This is a genomic window from Dysgonomonas sp. HDW5B (genome assembly GCF_011299335.1).
Taxonomy (GTDB): domain Bacteria; phylum Bacteroidota; class Bacteroidia; order Bacteroidales; family Dysgonomonadaceae; genus Dysgonomonas_A.
The window spans coordinates 3846035-3863297 of the sequence record NZ_CP049858.1 but is presented as its reverse complement, the minus strand read 5'-3'; the positions used below and the strand labels follow the sequence as shown (position 1 = coordinate 3863297).

Below are 17263 nucleotides of genomic sequence, written 5' to 3'. Positions count from 1 at the left end.
CGCTAATGAGGCATGGCGGGATAGCTCAGATGGTTAGAGCGCATGATTCATAATCATGAGGTCCCGAGTTCAATTCTCGGTCCCGCTACTTGAAAATGAGAGGTTTACAAGAAATTGTAAGCCTCTTTTTTATTTGCTGTACATAAATTGTACATAACACTTCCCGCTATAAATCAATAACTAAGAGAAAGAAAATCTAAGAAGAGTATAGCCTGTTTTATTGTTAGTACTCCTTTCTCTAATGAGGAAAATCAAAGTTAATCCAATAATTATTTATGTACAATTTATGTACACCCCTCTAATGTACATACTATGTACATACCAAAATGGGGTAAATCACGGCAAAATAAGCCTGTGTTTTTGTTCTTATATTTCTTTTCTTTAGTTTTGCTATTATTGAAACATGCCTACATGAAAAAATTGACTTACATAAATATTTCACAAAAAGAAGCCAATCGGAAGATATGGAATTCTTTGATGGATAAATATGTATTGTTGAAAGAGAAAAATATCATATTGGCTTACCTATGGTTTCCGATAGCTTGTATTCTATTCGGATTCGTTGCTATGTTTAGCTGGCTAAATCTTCTTACTTTACTATTCAAGGATATTCAATTTTATCCGCATTATATGAGAACTGTGATTGAGTATAATAAAATGGATAAAGAAGAGGAAAAAGAGTATTTAGACAAACAGTATTCAGACTATAAAAATAGGGTATCCTATGGAAACTTGACTATTGATGCACAAAGCCAAATAAATGCAACATTTGAACTATTGTATAAAAAGAACGCTGACAAGTTTCAAAAAATAACTATTTCGCAACAGCCTGAAATAATAAATAAGAATTTTAAGTCAACTCTCAATGATAAACAGGTAGAGATTGTCGTTGAATGCATGAATAAAATAAACGTTTTAGAAATAGCTGTCACATCTGATTTACTAAAACAAATCTTATTATGTGAGTTGAAAAAACCCTTGAAAATTGGGAGCAAGAAAAATAAACTCCTCATTTATCTATTTACAGAGTTGAGTAACCGTTATTATATCGTCAGAGAATGGCAAGCCGTATGCGCTCAAAACAACATATTTCTCTCTTCTGAAAAAGGAAGACCTTTAACACAAGATAATATATCTACGACTGTAAATAACAATTTAGAAAACCCTCCGAAAGATTCTCATATCATAGACAAGTACATTAAACAATTGCAACAACATTGAGAATACATTGAGACTTTCACGCTCTCAAACATAACTCCTTAATAAACAATCTATTTTTGCCCTGTCGATAAATTCACAGGGTATGCGCAACCCTATTTTATTAATTCCAAAATTCATATCACTATGGACGAAAATTTAGAAATGAGGGTTTCCGCATTAGAGAAACAGCTGTACGTAACTAAAAACATTTTGTCTTTCGAAGAGGCAAGTAAGTTTCTTAATCTATCGAAGAGTTATTTATACCAACTTACATCAAAAGGAATTATCCCACACTACAAACCACAGGGCAAAATGATTTATTTCGAAAGGGAAATGCTTGAAGAGTGGCTTAGGCAAAATCCTGTAAGGTCGAAGCAACAATTGGAGCAAGACGCATATAAACAAACATCCAAGCTGATTAAAAAGAACTCGAACAAATAAAACGTCTGCTCTATGAAAAATAAAAAAGAAGTTCCTTCAGATTTTAATATATCTGAAATCATGGGAGAAGTGTCTCGGAAGCAAACATTCTTTTCTGAGGAAAGTAAGGAGAGTTTGCCAACTTCAACGAGCGAACCGATTTCTATTGATTTACCCAATCAGACAATCAAGCAAAGATCTTCCACCAAGCAGCGTAAATCAGGTTTACTCGATTATCAACAAACATTTCTTGTCGTACCCAAAATAACTGACCGCAAAACCGTATTCATCAGCAATGAACTTCGGGAACGTGTGGTTGACATAGTTCGCAAACTGGGTACAGAGAAATCGAGCGTGTCGGGCTTCATCGAGAATCTGGCTATTCACCATTTGGAGGAATACAAGGATGATGTTGAAACTTGGAAAAAGTTGTAAGCATACTTTTCCGAGTAAGCTCAACCATTGGTAGGTAAAGCAGCTTTTTGTGCGTCAGCGGAGCGAGGTTATGTTTTCATTGCATGAAAACCCTCGCTTTGGCTTTCGCCAAAGGGAAAATTGCTCCCGTTGGTCGACAATTTTGGTGGGATAAATAAGTAATCATTTACAAAAAATAGATTTTGATGAAGGATAATTCAGATAATAAAAAGAAAGGAGGTCGCCCCAAAAAGAGTGCGGTCAATCGGAAGAGTAGAACTATCGGTGTCTGCTTTTCCGAGCCCGAACTCTATACCCTGAAGTATCGGGCTAAACAAGCAAAATTGCCTTTAAGTATCTATTGTCACGATGCGATTTTGGAAGCAAAAATTGTTGAAGCTGTCAATAAAGAGGATCTGATTGTATTGAAAAGTCTCTCTAATATGGGCAATAATCTGAATCAGTTGGTCAAACATACTCGGTTTTTAAGCCTGAAAGATTTAGAAAATAAGACCTTATTTGTGTTGAATAGTATTCTTGAAATAATCGATACACTGTCGGATGATTGGAAAAATAACAAAAGGAAGAAGCTTTAAAGGATGTATTTCTTATGTGATGGATAAGCCAAAAGCGGAGTTGATCGGTTACAGTGATGGCATCTTATTGTCAGATACCAAGTCGATTATCAACAGCTTTTATTTACAAAGTCTGATGAATCCGAATCTATCGAAGTCTGTCGGGCATATATCGCTGAGTTATTCCAAAGAAGACGATTTGCGTTTAACAAATCCGTTTATGTTGCAACTGGCGAAAGAATATTTGCAGAAAATGAATATCAAGGATACGCAATATATTATTGTCAGGCATAAAGATGCAGAACATCCCCATTGCCATATTGTATTCAATCGGGTAAACAACGAGGGTAAGACCATATCGGACAAGAACGATCAATATCGGAATGAAAAGGTATGTAAGGCAATAAAAGATAGTTATCAACTGACCTATGGTAAAGGAAAAGAAAATACCAATATCCACATGCTCAGAGGCACAGAGAAAACCAAGCACGAAGTATATGCTGTGGTCAATAAAGCATTAAGTATATCGAAAGATTGGCAGCAGTTTGAAATTATCCTGAGGCAGAAGGGCGTATCTGTTCAATATAAGTGTAAAGGTCAGACCAACGAGGTACAAGGAATATCATTCGGTAAAGATGGGGTTTCTTTTAAGGGTTCGGAAATAGACAGACGTTTCAGTTATTCAAAACTTGTGCAGCAGATTACTCAAAACGGTAAGCAGGCTCAACAACCCAATACAAGAAACATGGAATCTAAATCTGTGGTTGAATCCGTATTGGATGGACTCAGCGGAACAGGCTTGCTGCAAACACATGGGGACGACTATCAGGAAGAAGCTTTCCGCAATCGCATGGAGTATGAGGAAAGCAAACGTCAACGAAAAAAGAAGCGTAAGGGCTTCGGTTTATAAACAATAATACATAAATAACAGTATGGGAAATAATATATCGAATGATGCACTATGGGAAAAACTGTCGGAGATGGCTGAGAAAATGGATCAGCTTTCAATCGCTCAAAAATCGCTTCCTCCACAAGAGAATCAAACGAAAATTAAACCTGATTTAGGGGAGCTGAAAGACGATATAATTACTAAAGTTAGGGCACAAATGGACTTGCTTGGTAGACATAGCCAATCTCATTTCGATGCAAATAGAACAAATATAATTGCTTTAGGTGAAGAAATCAGGAAGATATTGAATGTTGTTAGCTATATTAGAAAACATCAAAAAGAGACGGAGGTGCAGCCACAGCCCGATAATAAAGAACAGGTAAAAGATGAAACAATCTATTTTAATTTCAGGTTTTTTCAGGTCAGAAAATCGTCTGTAGTTATTGCTGTTCTTGCTCTGCTGGTGTTTATCTTAACGCTTTTTAGCATGAAGCAGCAAAATGATTTTGCTTTGCAGCAAAGCAGGTATTTTTCTCAATATATTTTCATCAGGAATTTACAGGTTGAGAATGATAGTTTAAAACTTGCTCTAAAGCAACCGCCCAAGATGAAGAATAAGTAAGTCTTATCTAAGGTGTATAAAGGGTTATCGTAAATCTCTCTCAATAGGGCATCAAAAATAGTTTCGCGCTACGCCCCTTTGACAAAGCTAAATTCGTGTTCATCACCGGTCAAATTCCTGCCTCAAGGGGTTCAGACAAAAAATCTCCACCTTTTCAGGTTGTATTTTTCGCTGAAAATTTGACGTTTCGAACACTTCATTGAAAAGTCAAAGGGGCATAGCTTGCGAAACAACTTCTGACGCATATATATAATGAGCGGATAAATTGTATTTACGAATAACTACAATAAAGGAATGGGGGCAAAAGCTGCTCCTTCCTTCTTCTTCATATAAATCTATTTATGAAATAGATAGATGCTACCCTTTCTCGCAATAGGGTAAAATATCTCGCAAAGTCTTTATGTAAAAAACAAACAGATCGGTTCGTGCGTGAATCGTTTTGTCTTTTTCGTCCGATAGCTGAACTTTGACAAGTAAATTCATGTAATCAAACAGAAACTCGTCTAACAGCTTCGCAAATTCGTTGGGCGAGGTGTCTTCCGTGAAAAATGTGTATAGTGCTCCTAAATCGAGATTGCCTTTTATTAATGTATCCATATATGTCCATGTTTAAGCCTGATTGATGGATCAAGCCGATATAAATATTAAAAGAATAAATAGTTTATATCGCTGTGAGTGGTTTGTGGATTTGAAATATGTAACAAAATCGACAATAACAGGACATGACACAAATATACAATTTTGTATCAAAAGTTAATTCTTGTTTTCCTTATTTTATCTACCTTTGAGATCATTAGAAATCTGTAGCGAATGAAAAAGTCAATCACATACTTACCATCTACCAATCAGCGAGATTTGCATTTCCTTGTTGAGTCTATCTTAACAAGAGTAAAACAAACCGAAATGATAATCCTTTTCGGGAGTTATGCTCGCAACAATTATGTGGTGTATGATGAGAAGTTTGAGTTTGGCAAGTTACAGTTCTATGTGAGCGACTACGATATTTTGGTGGTAACAAGCGGCATTTCGGATGGTATTGCAGGAAAAGCACTCGACAATATAGAAGTACAATACTATAATCGGGCAAAAGACCCTGACCGCCAACCGCCTGTTCAGTTTATCAATATTGACATGAAGAAGTTGAACAAAGAATTGGATGAAGGTCGTTATTTTTTCACGCAGATAAAACAAGAGGGTGTGATGCTTTACGACAGTGGAAAGTTCAAACTTGCCCGTCGTCGCAAACTCAACTTTGACGAAATAAAACAACAGGCTCAAGAGTATTATGACGAGAAGTTTAATAGAGCAAATGGATTTCTCAAAGGAGCTAAGTTTCATTCAGATGACAACGATTTTCAATTAGCATCATTTAATCTTCATCAAACTTGCGAAAACTATTTTTATGCTATCCGTTTAGCTTATACCTTGCAAAACAGCAAACAACATAACCTAACCAAGCTCCTAAATTCGGTAAAGAAATATTCTCACGAGTTTATCAAGGTATTTCCACAAGATACCGCCGAAGAAAAACGCCTCTTCGAACTTATCAAAGCTGCTTATGTGAATGGTCGCTACGATCCTGACTTCATTGTTACCAAAGAGGATATTGATGCGCTTGTTCCAAAAGTAGAATTGCTTCGGGATATTACAAAGCGGATTTGTGAGGAGAAGATTGAGGAGTATGGGGAGAAATAATATCTAGATTGTATGAATAGCAAACGGCTTTCACCAACAGCAGAAACAATAAAAATGCTTTTGTTGAGATCAGGGAATGAATGTTACTTTCCGAATTGTACAGAAAGAATATTCAATGATGACGATATATTAATTGCTGAATGCTGTCATATTGAAGCTGCATTACCAGGTGGAGAACGCTACAATCAAAACCAAACCCCTGAGGAAAGGCGCTCAATAGAAAATTTGTTATTCTTATGCCATAAACACCACAAAGAGACAGATGATGTTGAAAAGTTTACAGTAGAGAAGCTTAAAGGAATTAAGGCTACTCATGAGGAACGTTTTAAAGAGACAAAAATTAACATAAACCCTAATCATGTCTCAGAAGTCCTTACCTTTTTCCAGAATCTATTTATATCTATAAATGAAAATATAAAAATAAGCAAGAACATTAATGAAAAACAAGATGAGATATTAGATATACTTAAATCTAAAAATATAGCTGATCCTAAAGATCTTATTAACGAATATTTTGGAATTCCTTTAACACAGAACTTTTATGGGAGAATTGGAGAGAATATAGATCTTAATTCAAACTTTAACAAATTCAACACATTCATCATAGGAGGAATATCAGGTGTTGGGAAGAGTAGTTTTATTGCTAATTTCCTATCAAATATTCCTAATTATGAGATACTATGGGTAAATAGTGACATAACAGACAGTCAAGAATTATTTTTTGATTATTTTGCTAGATTTATTAAGCAAACATTTCAAGATAATTCAATTGAAAGAGTATTATCGTCATCAGATTATAATTTTATTATTAGGACTATAATATCCTGTCTAAATAAATATAGTTGTTGTATTATTTTCGATGGCTTAGGCTCAATAGAGAATGATTTTAATTCATTACTAAAGTCGCTTAATGATAATGTTTCTTCTTCCAAAATAATTATAACGACTCTTTCTAGTTGGAATATAGCCTCTTTTAAAAATCCTATTTATCAGGTGGAATTACGAGGTATTGATAAAGATTCTTATTTGAAGTTATTCCAGACATATGATATAAAAAATGTTGATTCAGATTCTTTTAATAAAATACATCAGTTGCTAAATGGACATCCTTATTTATTGAAGCTATGTATAAGTATTATTCAATATCAACCAGTAGAGTCTTTTTTAACTCAACTTACGGGAAAAAAAATTGAAGAAGTTAGTAGTTATATAAAATCTACTGTGTTGAATACTTTAGACTATAATGAATATGAACTATTAAAACTATTATCCATTTTTGAAATACCCTTTAGGTATGAAATTGGAAAATATATAGGATTAGACACATTTGATAAATTATTTAGAAATCTAAGAAATAAGTTTCTTATAGAACCATTTCACAATTTCTTTTTCGTTATTCCTGAATTTGTTAAGAGAGAAATGTTGGTTGACAAAAACAACATAGATAAATTAATATATACTGAATTTATAAATTATCTTCTGTCTGTCAAATCTGATATTACAAATTTAGAGACAAATGCTTTGATTTATTTTGCTCTGAATGCTAACAATATAGCTCTGGCTAAAAAAGAGGCTGAAAATTTCATATCATATCTTATGAACTCAGGCAAATTCAATTATGCATCAAAAATATCAACTGACTTATTAAATGAATCTCGTTTAGACAACTGGGGAATTTTATATTATATAAGAGGTCGGATAGCTCGCTTTCAAGGTGATTTTGAAACTGCTCTAAAGAACTATAATTGTAGTCTAAATTTTCTGTCTAGTGTAGATGAAAAGGAAAAGGCAGAATATGAAAAAGCTACGATGCAAGTATATTTATCAGATAAATCAAAAGATTATTTACAGGATGCTATTCTCATTTATAATCGACTGATATTAAGCAATAATTCATCTCTTTCTATCCAGAGTCACTCAGCATTGGCGAAACTTCTTTTAAACAAAAAAGAATATGATAATGCGATAGACGCTCTTCTAAAAACAATAGAGCTATTCGATGACTCAATAGAGCCAAATGTTAAAGCTCAAGTTTGGCAATTACTAGGTGATGCTTATAGTAAAACCAAAGATTATCAAAGAGCTTTTGAATCTTATGATGAGAGCATTGATTATTATAGAATAGCCATTGATAAATTTGGGATGAATGTTATTGATGGTTTATATAACTTGTATAATAGTTATGGATGGACATACTCTAAATGTGAGGATTATAGTGGTTCTACAGAGATGTTTGGTATTTGTGTAGATTTGTGCGAGAATTTTGAATTAGGACGGAATAAAGAAAGAGCTTTGTTTGATTATGGATATCATCTCATACTTGATAATAAACATGAGAATGCTATTGGTATCCTTGCAAAACATTATAAAATTATTATTGAAGAGAAATTAATAGAAGAATCCGATATGCCCTTAATTCATGGCGTATTAAGTTTTGCGAATTGGTATAGTGGGAATTATGAAGATGCGATTCATTTATTAGCATTATATCTCAACTCTTGTTATGTAAGGGATATTAATCCTATGGTTATACTTATTGAAGAAGATGGAATGTCGGAAAAATTAGAACCTATAAAATATATGAAAAAGAGGATGTATATTTATATAATCCCTTCAGGTAAATCATTCTCTGATTTTAAAGAATGGAGTGAAACAGTTTGTACTACCAGACCAGAATTAACAGAAATTCTAAATAGTTTTATGGCTTTTACTCATAAGTGAATGATAAACAAACTAGTTCTTTTGTCTCTTTAAAACGCGAAAACAAACTATGATTTAGAACAAATAGTTCCATCTGTAAATTTGAACGTCCAATCTTTGTATAATTCCCAAAATTTATCAGATATTTTGTTTACAAGAACATCTCGATTCACCTGACCAGGATGTACAATCACATCATCTATCTCTTGAGTCGTTATTAAAATGCTCCAACCTTCTTGAACACCTTTTACATATTCTGGCTCATCTTGAATAAGGCTTTTTAATTCAGACTTTTCTATATCATTTAGCTCTCTTGGTGCGATGAATGCATATAATAAATATTTTGTTTTATCTGAACTACCTCTTCCATTAATTTCGGCTAAATAAAAATGTTCTATTTTGTTGTCAAAAGCTTTAATTAGACTAGGTTTTTTATGACCTACTCCTCTATCAGAATAACTGTATAAACCATATCGTGGATGTACTAAGACAGGGTCTTGATTAAATATTGCTGTTGAATTATTTCCATAAACATGTATTTCATTTGTTCTTTTATTAATCTTTTCATCTTTATATTTTATTAATTTGTTAAATAGCGTAGGAGAAACTACTGGATATTTGTTGGATATAATATCATACTCCTTGTTATTGATATCCCATTTATCTGGACAAACATAGTACATCGTATCTCTGTGATGTCTATTTTTATCTTTCCATGGAGTTTTAAGAAGTTTTTCTGCCGAAATTCTAATCTCATCTTCGGTAACCTCAATTGAATCAGAGGAGATAATTTTTGTTAATATCAAATCCTGAGTAAAGGCATTAAGACTCTTGAATTTATAATTTTTGAATGCGACTTCTTTTTTATCTACAAATTCTTTTATTGAGAGATTATTTTCAATGAGAACATTATCAAACTCATGCCAGTTTATATTTCCAAGTTTACTATTTGCAATATAATTGACAAAAAGAGATGGGGCAAAACTATAGGTTTTAAATAAATAGTTCCAAATAGAATTATAAGTAGACCCAGATACTTGGATATTATATTCTTCTATATGCTTTAGAGTAATTTTAATGACTTCACTTAATAGTTCAACAGAAATGTCTTTAGCTATTTTTTCACAATCATCGGGATAATTAGTTATCGATTTCCTATCTACGGACAATTGAGGACGTATTGAACTACAAAAATCAATAATCCCAATATGAGTTAAATATCCTGAATAATAATGATCAATTGACGAAATATGACTTTTTGAATCTATAAAAATGCCATCTATACAGATATGCCCATTGCATGCATATGGAATACTCCGTAAAATATTGGTATCAAATTCAATATCTTCATTTTTAGGTAATTTTAAAAAGGCATAAAAATGAACATTGTCTTTTTCTATATGTATTTTATAAGTTTCAATTTTATTAATAATATCTGTAATTATAAAAAGATTATCTTCGGATCTATGCCATCTATTAATATGGTGGTTAACCAATTCTAAATCCTCCTCCGTTAAGTTTTCGGTAAATTCCTTTTCTGAAAACAGGAAAGGTTGTGATTTTATAGGAATAAGTGAATGATCTTCCTGACTTATATATACAGAGATATTATCAGGAACTATACCGACTAAATTAGTGATGACTGAATATAAATGCTTCGGAAACAAATCGAATAGAGCTTTATACTTTTCTGCATTAGGTATAAAATTAGGTAAAACGTCTAAAAAAAGAGGTAATTCTTTTTTGTCCATTGCTTGGCTAGACAATTCTATATCTTCATTCAATAATATTTTAATTATAGTACCTGATTTATCGATTTTTTCTTTATCGAATTCACTGCTATTCTTATAATAAAAATATTCATGCGGACCATCTATAGAACATGATATATAATCCTCACCTTCCATTTTAGTTGTTATCTCTATTTTATTACCAATCATAAAACAAGATAAGATTCCTATACCGAACTGAGATGTTGGAGTAAATTGATTGGAATTTTCAGCTTGCTTTTTATAGAAATCAGAAGATTTGTAATATGAGTTGCCTATTTTAAGAAGATAGTTCTCAATTATATACTTAGACATTCCAATACCATTATCCTGACAGTATAGATACCTACCTGACTCAGTTATTTCAATACCAAATGTTATTTCTCCAATTTTGTCGGAATAATCTTTTTGAGATAATATACATTTGCAGGCATCTAATGAATTCTGATATAGTTCTCTTATACAGGCATATTTATCCTTATATAAGCCAACACCCATAAGTAGCTCTATAATTGATTTCTGATCAAGAACAAATTTTAATCCGTGTCTTGGCTGAAATATTTCATCATCATTTTTTATCCCATTTCGATTTACTTTTTCTGCGAGTGATACAACATATTTTTTATCCCATTTTCTAGAGAGTTTAAAATAATTTTGAATTTCAATATCAATCCAATCAATATATTCATGAAGTTTGTAATAATATGAAGGAGTATCACAAAATGCATTAAAGAGGATTTCGTGATTTGTTATACTATAGTTTACCCCTTGTCCTTTAATTGCCCATTGAGAAAAACTAAAATCAGAACTGAAAATGCGAGTACTCCTTAAAGATACAGGAGCTCTATCATAACTAAAATGTATAACATCTCCTAAGCGTAGCATCATTGAACAGAATTGAATATTTGCTGTTTCAGCACCGAAATATGGAGTTTCAATATCGAGTGTCTCTACATAAGAAATACTTTCGCCATGCGATCTACATATAATTGCTAAATCATTAAGAAGTTTTTTGCTCCAACCTGCCCCTAAACGACACTCAAATAAGGAAGACATATTCTTTATGTAATCTTCTATTCTGAAATGGTGATTAATCCTAATAAAATCAAATCTTATTTCATCATTAAGACTTTCATAATCAGTTATTTTTCTAACATTTTTAATTTTATCAGCATAACCATTTCTAAATTCCTGATATTCTTTTAATAGATTAGCAAGATATATGACTAGCTTTTTTTCTTCTTGAGGTGAAAACATCCATCCTTTTACTTCATCAAAATCTTTGTATATAGATTTTTTGTTATCTAAGATGTACTGATGTGACTTTGTATATGAAAATGGTTTCTTTAAATCATTATGAATTGGGTTACCTAAAGTGAAGTTGTCATTTCCTTCTGTTTGTTTTAAGAGATTAATCTCCCAATCAGTAGGAGCCATTGCACAATCGTGTAAAAAAGAAGAACAATATATAATGAATAAATCGTAACTAGATAATCCTTGAATTGTAGATTCTCCAACAAGAGACTCTATATTGTATAATACTTTTTCGCTATGAGAGGCATCATGTAAATCAAACTCAGGCAATATTTTTATTACCCTTTTTAAATGCTCTTTAGCTCTTGAAGATATATCCAAAGCTAAAAGAGATAGCTTTGCTTCTATTTCATTATTGGGATATTCTTTTTGATTACCTCTTTCTTGTAATGTGCTAAGTATAATCATCTTGTTTTGATTGAATGATGTTCTATTTTGATGCTAAGTTAACGATTATAATATGACTATTTCATATTTATAACAGATTTAGAAATGTAACTTTGTCATTTTAGCAGTTGGACTTTTGTTGCATTATAGTAATGTAATACGTCCTCATATTTCCATTGTAGCTTATTAACCATATGCTCTAATAAGTCAATCATTTTTTCTTTTTTCTGTTTTGACGTAATTTTTTCTTTTGATATATATATAAGACTTTGATTTATAAATCCTCTTGCATGGTTTAATTGGCTAAGTATTTTGATTGTTTCTTCAGAAATATCAGAAAAAGAGTTTAAAGAATGTTCTTCAAAATTGAATAAATCTTGTAGATCATAATAAGACTGATCTAAATATTTAAATATTTCAAATGAAAAAAAAGAAATTTCTTCGTTTTTTATATTCTTAAATACAACATCACTAAGTAAAATCACTTGATGTCTCAAATGTGAAGAAAATAATGAATCATGTTGGACTTGAATTAATAGAGGATGCTTCGTGTTTTTCTTAAATTCATTAGCATTTATTATTTCAATATAATTTCTAATAGTAAGAAGGTAATTTTCATGTACTTTCTCAAAATCCTTAAAAGCAGGTTCAATAAAATTATAAAATGTATCTTTCTTTATGTTTTTATAACTATTAAATCCTTCTAAGAATAGATTTGTAATATTTGTTATTGCAGAGATTAAATTAAACATGTATTTCTAGATTATGGTTGTGTATGGAATATTTAATTTTGATTTGCTTACTCCTCCAACTCTGCTTCTATTTCTTCTATCGTAGGCAAGCTGCCTTTAAAATCTTTAGGGAAGTGTTTTGTTAACTCATATTCTGATACTCCGATAGGTTGATTGATAGCTTTAAGAGCATATTCGGCAACAAAGTGATCTTTACTTTTGCATATCATTAGACCGATAGTCGGATTATCTGTCGGATGGGCAAGAAGGTCGTTTACTGCTGATAAGTAAAAACTTACCTTTCCTGCAAATTCGGGGATAAAGTCAACTGCTTTTAATTCGATAACAACATAACATCTTAGTTTCAGATGGTAGAAAAGCAGGTCTATAAAGAATTCTTTATCTCCGACTGTCAAAGGAACTTGCCTGCCAACATAAGCAAATCCTGCACCCAATTCCAAAAGGAATCTGGTGATATTTTCTGTCAAAGCATCTTCTAACTCTCGTTCTTTATAATTCTCTGATAATGTCAGAAAGTCAAAATTATAAGGATCTTTCAATGTTTGCTGCGCTAAATCGCTTTGTATTGGTGGTAGAGTCAATGCAAAATTAGTCGTGGAGCTACCAACACGTTTAAATTCGTTTAACTTGATATGTGTGTCCAATATATCACGACTCCAACCAAATTCAATGGCTTTATTGATATAAAACAAGGCTTCGTCAATGTTCTTGCATTTCGAAATGATTCTCAGATTGTGCCCCCACGGAATTTGGGCAACAAGCTGTTGCACTTTTTCAGAAAAGCTAACAGGCTGTTGGCTTTTTTCAATATTCTCATTATAAAACTGATACCATTGTCTTACAAATTTAAGATTGCTTAAAGAAAAACCTTTCATATCAGGAAATTCAATTTTCAAATCTTGACTAAGTTGTTTTATTAGACCATCTCCATATTGACTATTTTTCTGTTTCTCAACAATATCTTTACCCATAGACCAATATAGGTTTATTAGTTCCGAATTAACTTTTACGGCTGCTTTTAATTGGCTTTGTCTGATTTGTTTTTTTAGGTCAACTAGCCATTGCTTATATTCTGAATTAGATTTAATAATATCGGTCATATTGGTTATTATTAAGAGGATTATTCAAAGGTAATTATTTATTCAAAATTGTAATAAGGAATTATACTGTATCCTGTCTTCTTTACTATATTCTTCGATATAAGAGTCTGTAACCGACTTGCTGGAGTGCCCCAAAGCAAACCCTATATAAGATTCGGGCACTCTATTATGAGCTAATATGGTTCCATAAGAATGGCGAGCGGTGTAAGTGCTTACATTTTCAGGCAAATGCTCTTCTTCGGGTAAATCTGCATTTATCGATTTTATTAGTTTCTTAATATTGCTATTCACAACATAAGTAATATTCTTTGTTAATCGTATTTCGTCAGCATATGATTCTCCACCTTTAAGAAATGAGAAAACGAAGCTCTCTTTATCCATTTTACTCCCCCATTCGTCAATGATATCTTTCATTGTCGGGAACAAAGGGAATGATATATACATATCCTCTGATGCTGTATTCTTTGTTTTTTCACGGACAAATGTAAACTCATTCGTTTTTCTGTTGTAGTCTGACCATTTTAGGCGTATCAAATCCGCAAAGTTTATTCCATTAGCCCAAAAAGAGAACAAGAACAAATCTCTTGACATTTTACGATTTCTTTCTTTTATAGAAGCTTGTGCTATGATTTTGATTTCATCCAGCGTCAATGCAATCTTCCGACTACCTGTCTTCTTTATAGTATATGAGTTTTGAGAGCCTTTCTTAAAACAATAGTCGCTTGGTCTTATTACGCCATCTCTCAAAGCAACATTGCAAATTGTCCGCATGGCTCGCATACGCATTGCAATTGTAGTTTTCGTATATCCATGAGCAAGGGCTTCTTTTTCGAACCGTTGCATCTTCTCGGCTGTGACATCTTGAAAAGTAAGTTCAAATAAATCTTTAGTGCATTTCTGCATTTCTCTTCGCCCACACCATTTGCCACATTTAAAGCAAACAAAAGCATTCAATGCACCTTGATAAAATTCGGCAGTGTTTAGTTTATTTGCATCGATCAGTTCTTGAATCTTATTCTTAAAAGCCGTATTAACACTTTCCTTATTACCTTTGCCAAGTAAAGAGTCCAGTCTCTCAAAACTAAAAGAATTAAGCTCACAAAGCTGTAATATTGCATTGTGTACCACTTTAGCCGACGCTTCAACACTTCTTCTTATTTCAGCCAAAGTATAATCTCTTGCTTTAGGTAGTCGTTGCCATTGATCTATAGTTAAAGTCGTACCTGTTGTATAGTACTTTTGCTTATAATCAAAGGTTACTCGTGTTTTCACATAGTACAAGCCATTATTGGCAGGCCGTCTTGTATCCAATACCGTTGCAACCCTGACATCGTCTTTCTGCATTAGATTAATAGCTTCTATTTTTTCTTTTGTTTTCATGATACTTGATATTGTACATAAATAAAAGTGATAAATACGACTTAAATCGTTATTAATAGCCAAATTTACTGTACATGAATTGTACATAAATGTCATGCAAATATAGCTAAAAAAGCATATATACAACAAAAATCAAAGAAAAAAATTATCTACTTAAATATATGTAAAACAATATATTATAAACTAAGAGCAAAAATATTAAGAATTAGAAAATTGTATATTTTATTATTCATAATCATGAGGTCCGGGGTTCAATTCCCCGTCCCGCTACAAATGAAAGAGGTTTACATGAAAATGTGAGCCTCATTTTGTTATTTTTCAATTTAACACTACACTAACCATGAATCGTTTATTCACGATATATATCAAAGCAATTATTGTCTTGATATTCTTTTCGACTTGTAACAATATCGAAAGCCGCCCCAAGGAAGAACAAGATATTGATGCTCATAACCGATTAAAACAGAAAGCAAATGAAGCTATTACTTATTGCGAAAACAACAACTATAATACTGATTTTTGTATTCTGATTGATATGAGAATTCATTCAGGGAAAAACCGTATGTTTGTATGGAATTTTAAGACAAAGGACATCGACAGGCAAGCTTTATGTGCACACGGTTGCGGTAAAGGCGATAAACTCAGTACTGAAGCAAAGCCTGTATTCAGCAATACCGAAGGCAGTTTATGTTCATCATTAGGAAAGTATAAACTAGGAATACGATCATACAGCCAATGGGGAATCAACGTACACTACAAAATGCACGGACTCGAAAAAACGAACAGCAACGCTTATAAGCGTATCATAGTATTTCATTCGCATACACCCTTACCCGATAAGGAAATATATCCCAAACATTTACCTATGGGATGGAGTTTCGGATGTCCTGTAACAAGTAACGAAATGATGAAATATATGGATAAGAAACTGCAAAACAGTAAAAAACCGACATTAATGTGGATTTATTACTGATTTGTAGTTTTTCACGATTATAATTAACTATAGCTTTCTCTTAAAATTGAATTAATATCCTAAATACTTTTCCGGGATCTTCTTGCCATTTAGTTAAAGCTATCTGAGCTTCATCAGGCTTATAAATACCGCTGATAAGTTCATCTACAGGGCATGTTCTCCTCTTTAGATATTTCATTACACTTCTGAAATCCTGCGGCATAGCATTACGAGAGCCTCGGATATCTAATTCCTTTTGAACAAAATATTTAGTTTCAAATGCTATTTCGCTTTTTGCATAACCTATGCATACCACTCTACCCGTAAAAGCGACTTCGTTAATAGCCATCTGATAGGTTATTGGTGAACCTACTGCTTCAATGATGACATCAGCTCCACAGCCATTGGTCAAACCTTTTAGAACTTGTGAAACATTCTCTGTTCTGGAATTGATTGCATGATGTGCACCAAGGCGTTTAACTAATGCCAGTTTCTCATCATCCATATCTACAGCAATTACTGTAGCCCCTCGTATTACTACACGAATAATAGCTCCTATACCAATCATACCGCATCCTATAACCATTACAGTATCAAGATCAGAAACTTCACCTCTCGAAACTGCATGAAAACCAACGCTCATAGGCTCAACCAATGCAAAATCTTTTGAGGAGAGCTGCGAATCAGGATCAATAATAACTTTACTCCATGGTACAGCCATGTATTCAGCCATTGCTCCATTACGTTGAACGCCGAAGGTTTCATTGAACTGGCAGGCATTAGGGCGACTATTTCGGCACGAAGGGCAATTTCCACAATTGGTATAGGGATTGATTGTACATGGCAATCCGGCTTTAATATCAGAGGGAACTTTACTTCCTACTGATTCTATGACAGCCCCTATTTCATGACCAGGAATTACGGGTAGTTTTACCATCGGATTTTTTCCTAGATATGTATTTAAGTCTGATCCACAGAAACCTACATATTGAATCTTTACTAAAACTTCATCATCTTGAGGTATAGGTCTTTCTAATTCAACCGTTTTGATTTCACCCGGTTGAACAATTTGTATTGCTTTCATTGTTTTATAA

General features: G+C 32.7%; 15 protein-coding genes and 1 tRNA gene. 10 read left to right on the top strand and 6 right to left on the bottom strand.

All coding sequences use genetic code 11. The features are described from left to right. The first annotated feature begins 14 nt into the window (after positions 1-14). The 7 genes from G7051_RS15720 to G7051_RS15690 all read left to right on the top strand — a co-directional run bounded on the left by G7051_RS15720 (position 15) and on the right by G7051_RS15690 (position 4120). Positions 15-88, top strand: a tRNA-Met gene (locus G7051_RS15720). Between the two features lie 323 nt (positions 89-411). After that, on the top strand, positions 412-1221 hold the full coding sequence (locus tag G7051_RS15715; protein WP_166201765.1) for a hypothetical protein: 810 nt from the start codon (positions 412-414) through the stop codon (positions 1219-1221). A gap of 123 nt (positions 1222-1344) precedes the next feature. Then, positions 1345-1641, top strand: coding sequence for a helix-turn-helix domain-containing protein (locus G7051_RS15710; protein WP_166201762.1), 297 nt, complete (start codon positions 1345-1347; stop codon positions 1639-1641). A gap of 12 nt (positions 1642-1653) precedes the next feature. Then, the gene (locus tag G7051_RS15705) at positions 1654-2055 is read left to right on the top strand and encodes a DUF3408 domain-containing protein (RefSeq protein ID WP_166201760.1); all 402 of its coding nucleotides are present in this window, start codon (positions 1654-1656) and stop codon (positions 2053-2055) included. 185 nt (positions 2056-2240) lie between these two features. After that, on the top strand, positions 2241-2630 hold the full coding sequence (locus G7051_RS15700; RefSeq protein WP_166201758.1) for a hypothetical protein: 390 nt from the start codon (positions 2241-2243) through the stop codon (positions 2628-2630). Continuing rightward, positions 2596-3519, top strand: a complete 924-nt coding sequence (locus G7051_RS15695; RefSeq protein WP_166201755.1) for a relaxase/mobilization nuclease domain-containing protein — start codon at positions 2596-2598, stop codon at positions 3517-3519. The genes G7051_RS15700 and G7051_RS15695 overlap by 35 nt, the downstream gene beginning before the upstream one ends. 22 nt (positions 3520-3541) lie before the next feature. Continuing rightward, positions 3542-4120, top strand: a complete 579-nt coding sequence (locus G7051_RS15690; protein ID WP_185154995.1) for a hypothetical protein — start codon at positions 3542-3544, stop codon at positions 4118-4120. 357 nt (positions 4121-4477) lie between these two features. Here G7051_RS15690 and G7051_RS15685 read toward each other — a convergent pair whose 3' ends face one another. Next, complete coding sequence (locus G7051_RS15685) at positions 4478-4717, bottom strand: hypothetical protein (RefSeq protein ID WP_166201753.1); 240 nt, start codon at positions 4715-4717, stop codon at positions 4478-4480. Between the two features lie 213 nt (positions 4718-4930). Between G7051_RS15685 and G7051_RS15680 the strand changes: the two genes are divergently transcribed. Further along, the gene (locus G7051_RS15680; RefSeq protein WP_166201750.1) at positions 4931-5815 is read left to right on the top strand and encodes a HEPN domain-containing protein; all 885 of its coding nucleotides are present in this window, start codon (positions 4931-4933) and stop codon (positions 5813-5815) included. A 12-nt stretch (positions 5816-5827) separates the two neighbouring features. Next, a complete protein-coding gene (locus G7051_RS15675; RefSeq protein ID WP_166201747.1) occupies positions 5828-8536 on the top strand; it encodes a tetratricopeptide repeat protein in 2709 nt (902 codons plus the stop codon). 47 nt (positions 8537-8583) lie between these two features. Here G7051_RS15675 and G7051_RS15670 read toward each other — a convergent pair whose 3' ends face one another. The 4 genes from G7051_RS15670 to G7051_RS15655 form a co-directional block, all read right to left on the bottom strand. Beyond that, a complete protein-coding gene (locus G7051_RS15670) occupies positions 8584-12006 on the bottom strand; it encodes an ATP-binding protein (RefSeq protein WP_166201745.1) in 3423 nt (1140 codons plus the stop codon). Positions 12007-12101: 95 nt separating this feature from the next. Continuing rightward, positions 12102-12737, bottom strand: coding sequence for a hypothetical protein (locus G7051_RS15665; protein WP_166201743.1), 636 nt, complete (start codon positions 12735-12737; stop codon positions 12102-12104). 47 nt (positions 12738-12784) lie between these two features. Then, the gene (locus G7051_RS15660; RefSeq protein ID WP_166201741.1) at positions 12785-13837 is read right to left on the bottom strand and encodes a YhcG family protein; all 1053 of its coding nucleotides are present in this window, start codon (positions 13835-13837) and stop codon (positions 12785-12787) included. A 42-nt stretch (positions 13838-13879) separates the two neighbouring features. After that, the gene (locus tag G7051_RS15655; protein ID WP_166201738.1) at positions 13880-15217 is read right to left on the bottom strand and encodes a tyrosine-type recombinase/integrase; all 1338 of its coding nucleotides are present in this window, start codon (positions 15215-15217) and stop codon (positions 13880-13882) included. A gap of 340 nt (positions 15218-15557) precedes the next feature. Here G7051_RS15655 and G7051_RS15650 point away from each other — a divergent pair, with 340 nt between their 5' ends. Further along, complete coding sequence (locus G7051_RS15650) at positions 15558-16190, top strand: murein L,D-transpeptidase catalytic domain-containing protein (protein WP_166201736.1); 633 nt, start codon at positions 15558-15560, stop codon at positions 16188-16190. A gap of 40 nt (positions 16191-16230) precedes the next feature. Here the strand turns inward: G7051_RS15650 and G7051_RS15645 are convergent, their stop codons facing one another. Beyond that, on the bottom strand, positions 16231-17253 hold the full coding sequence (locus G7051_RS15645) for a zinc-binding alcohol dehydrogenase family protein (RefSeq protein ID WP_166201733.1): 1023 nt from the start codon (positions 17251-17253) through the stop codon (positions 16231-16233). Positions 17254-17263 lie beyond the last annotated feature (10 nt).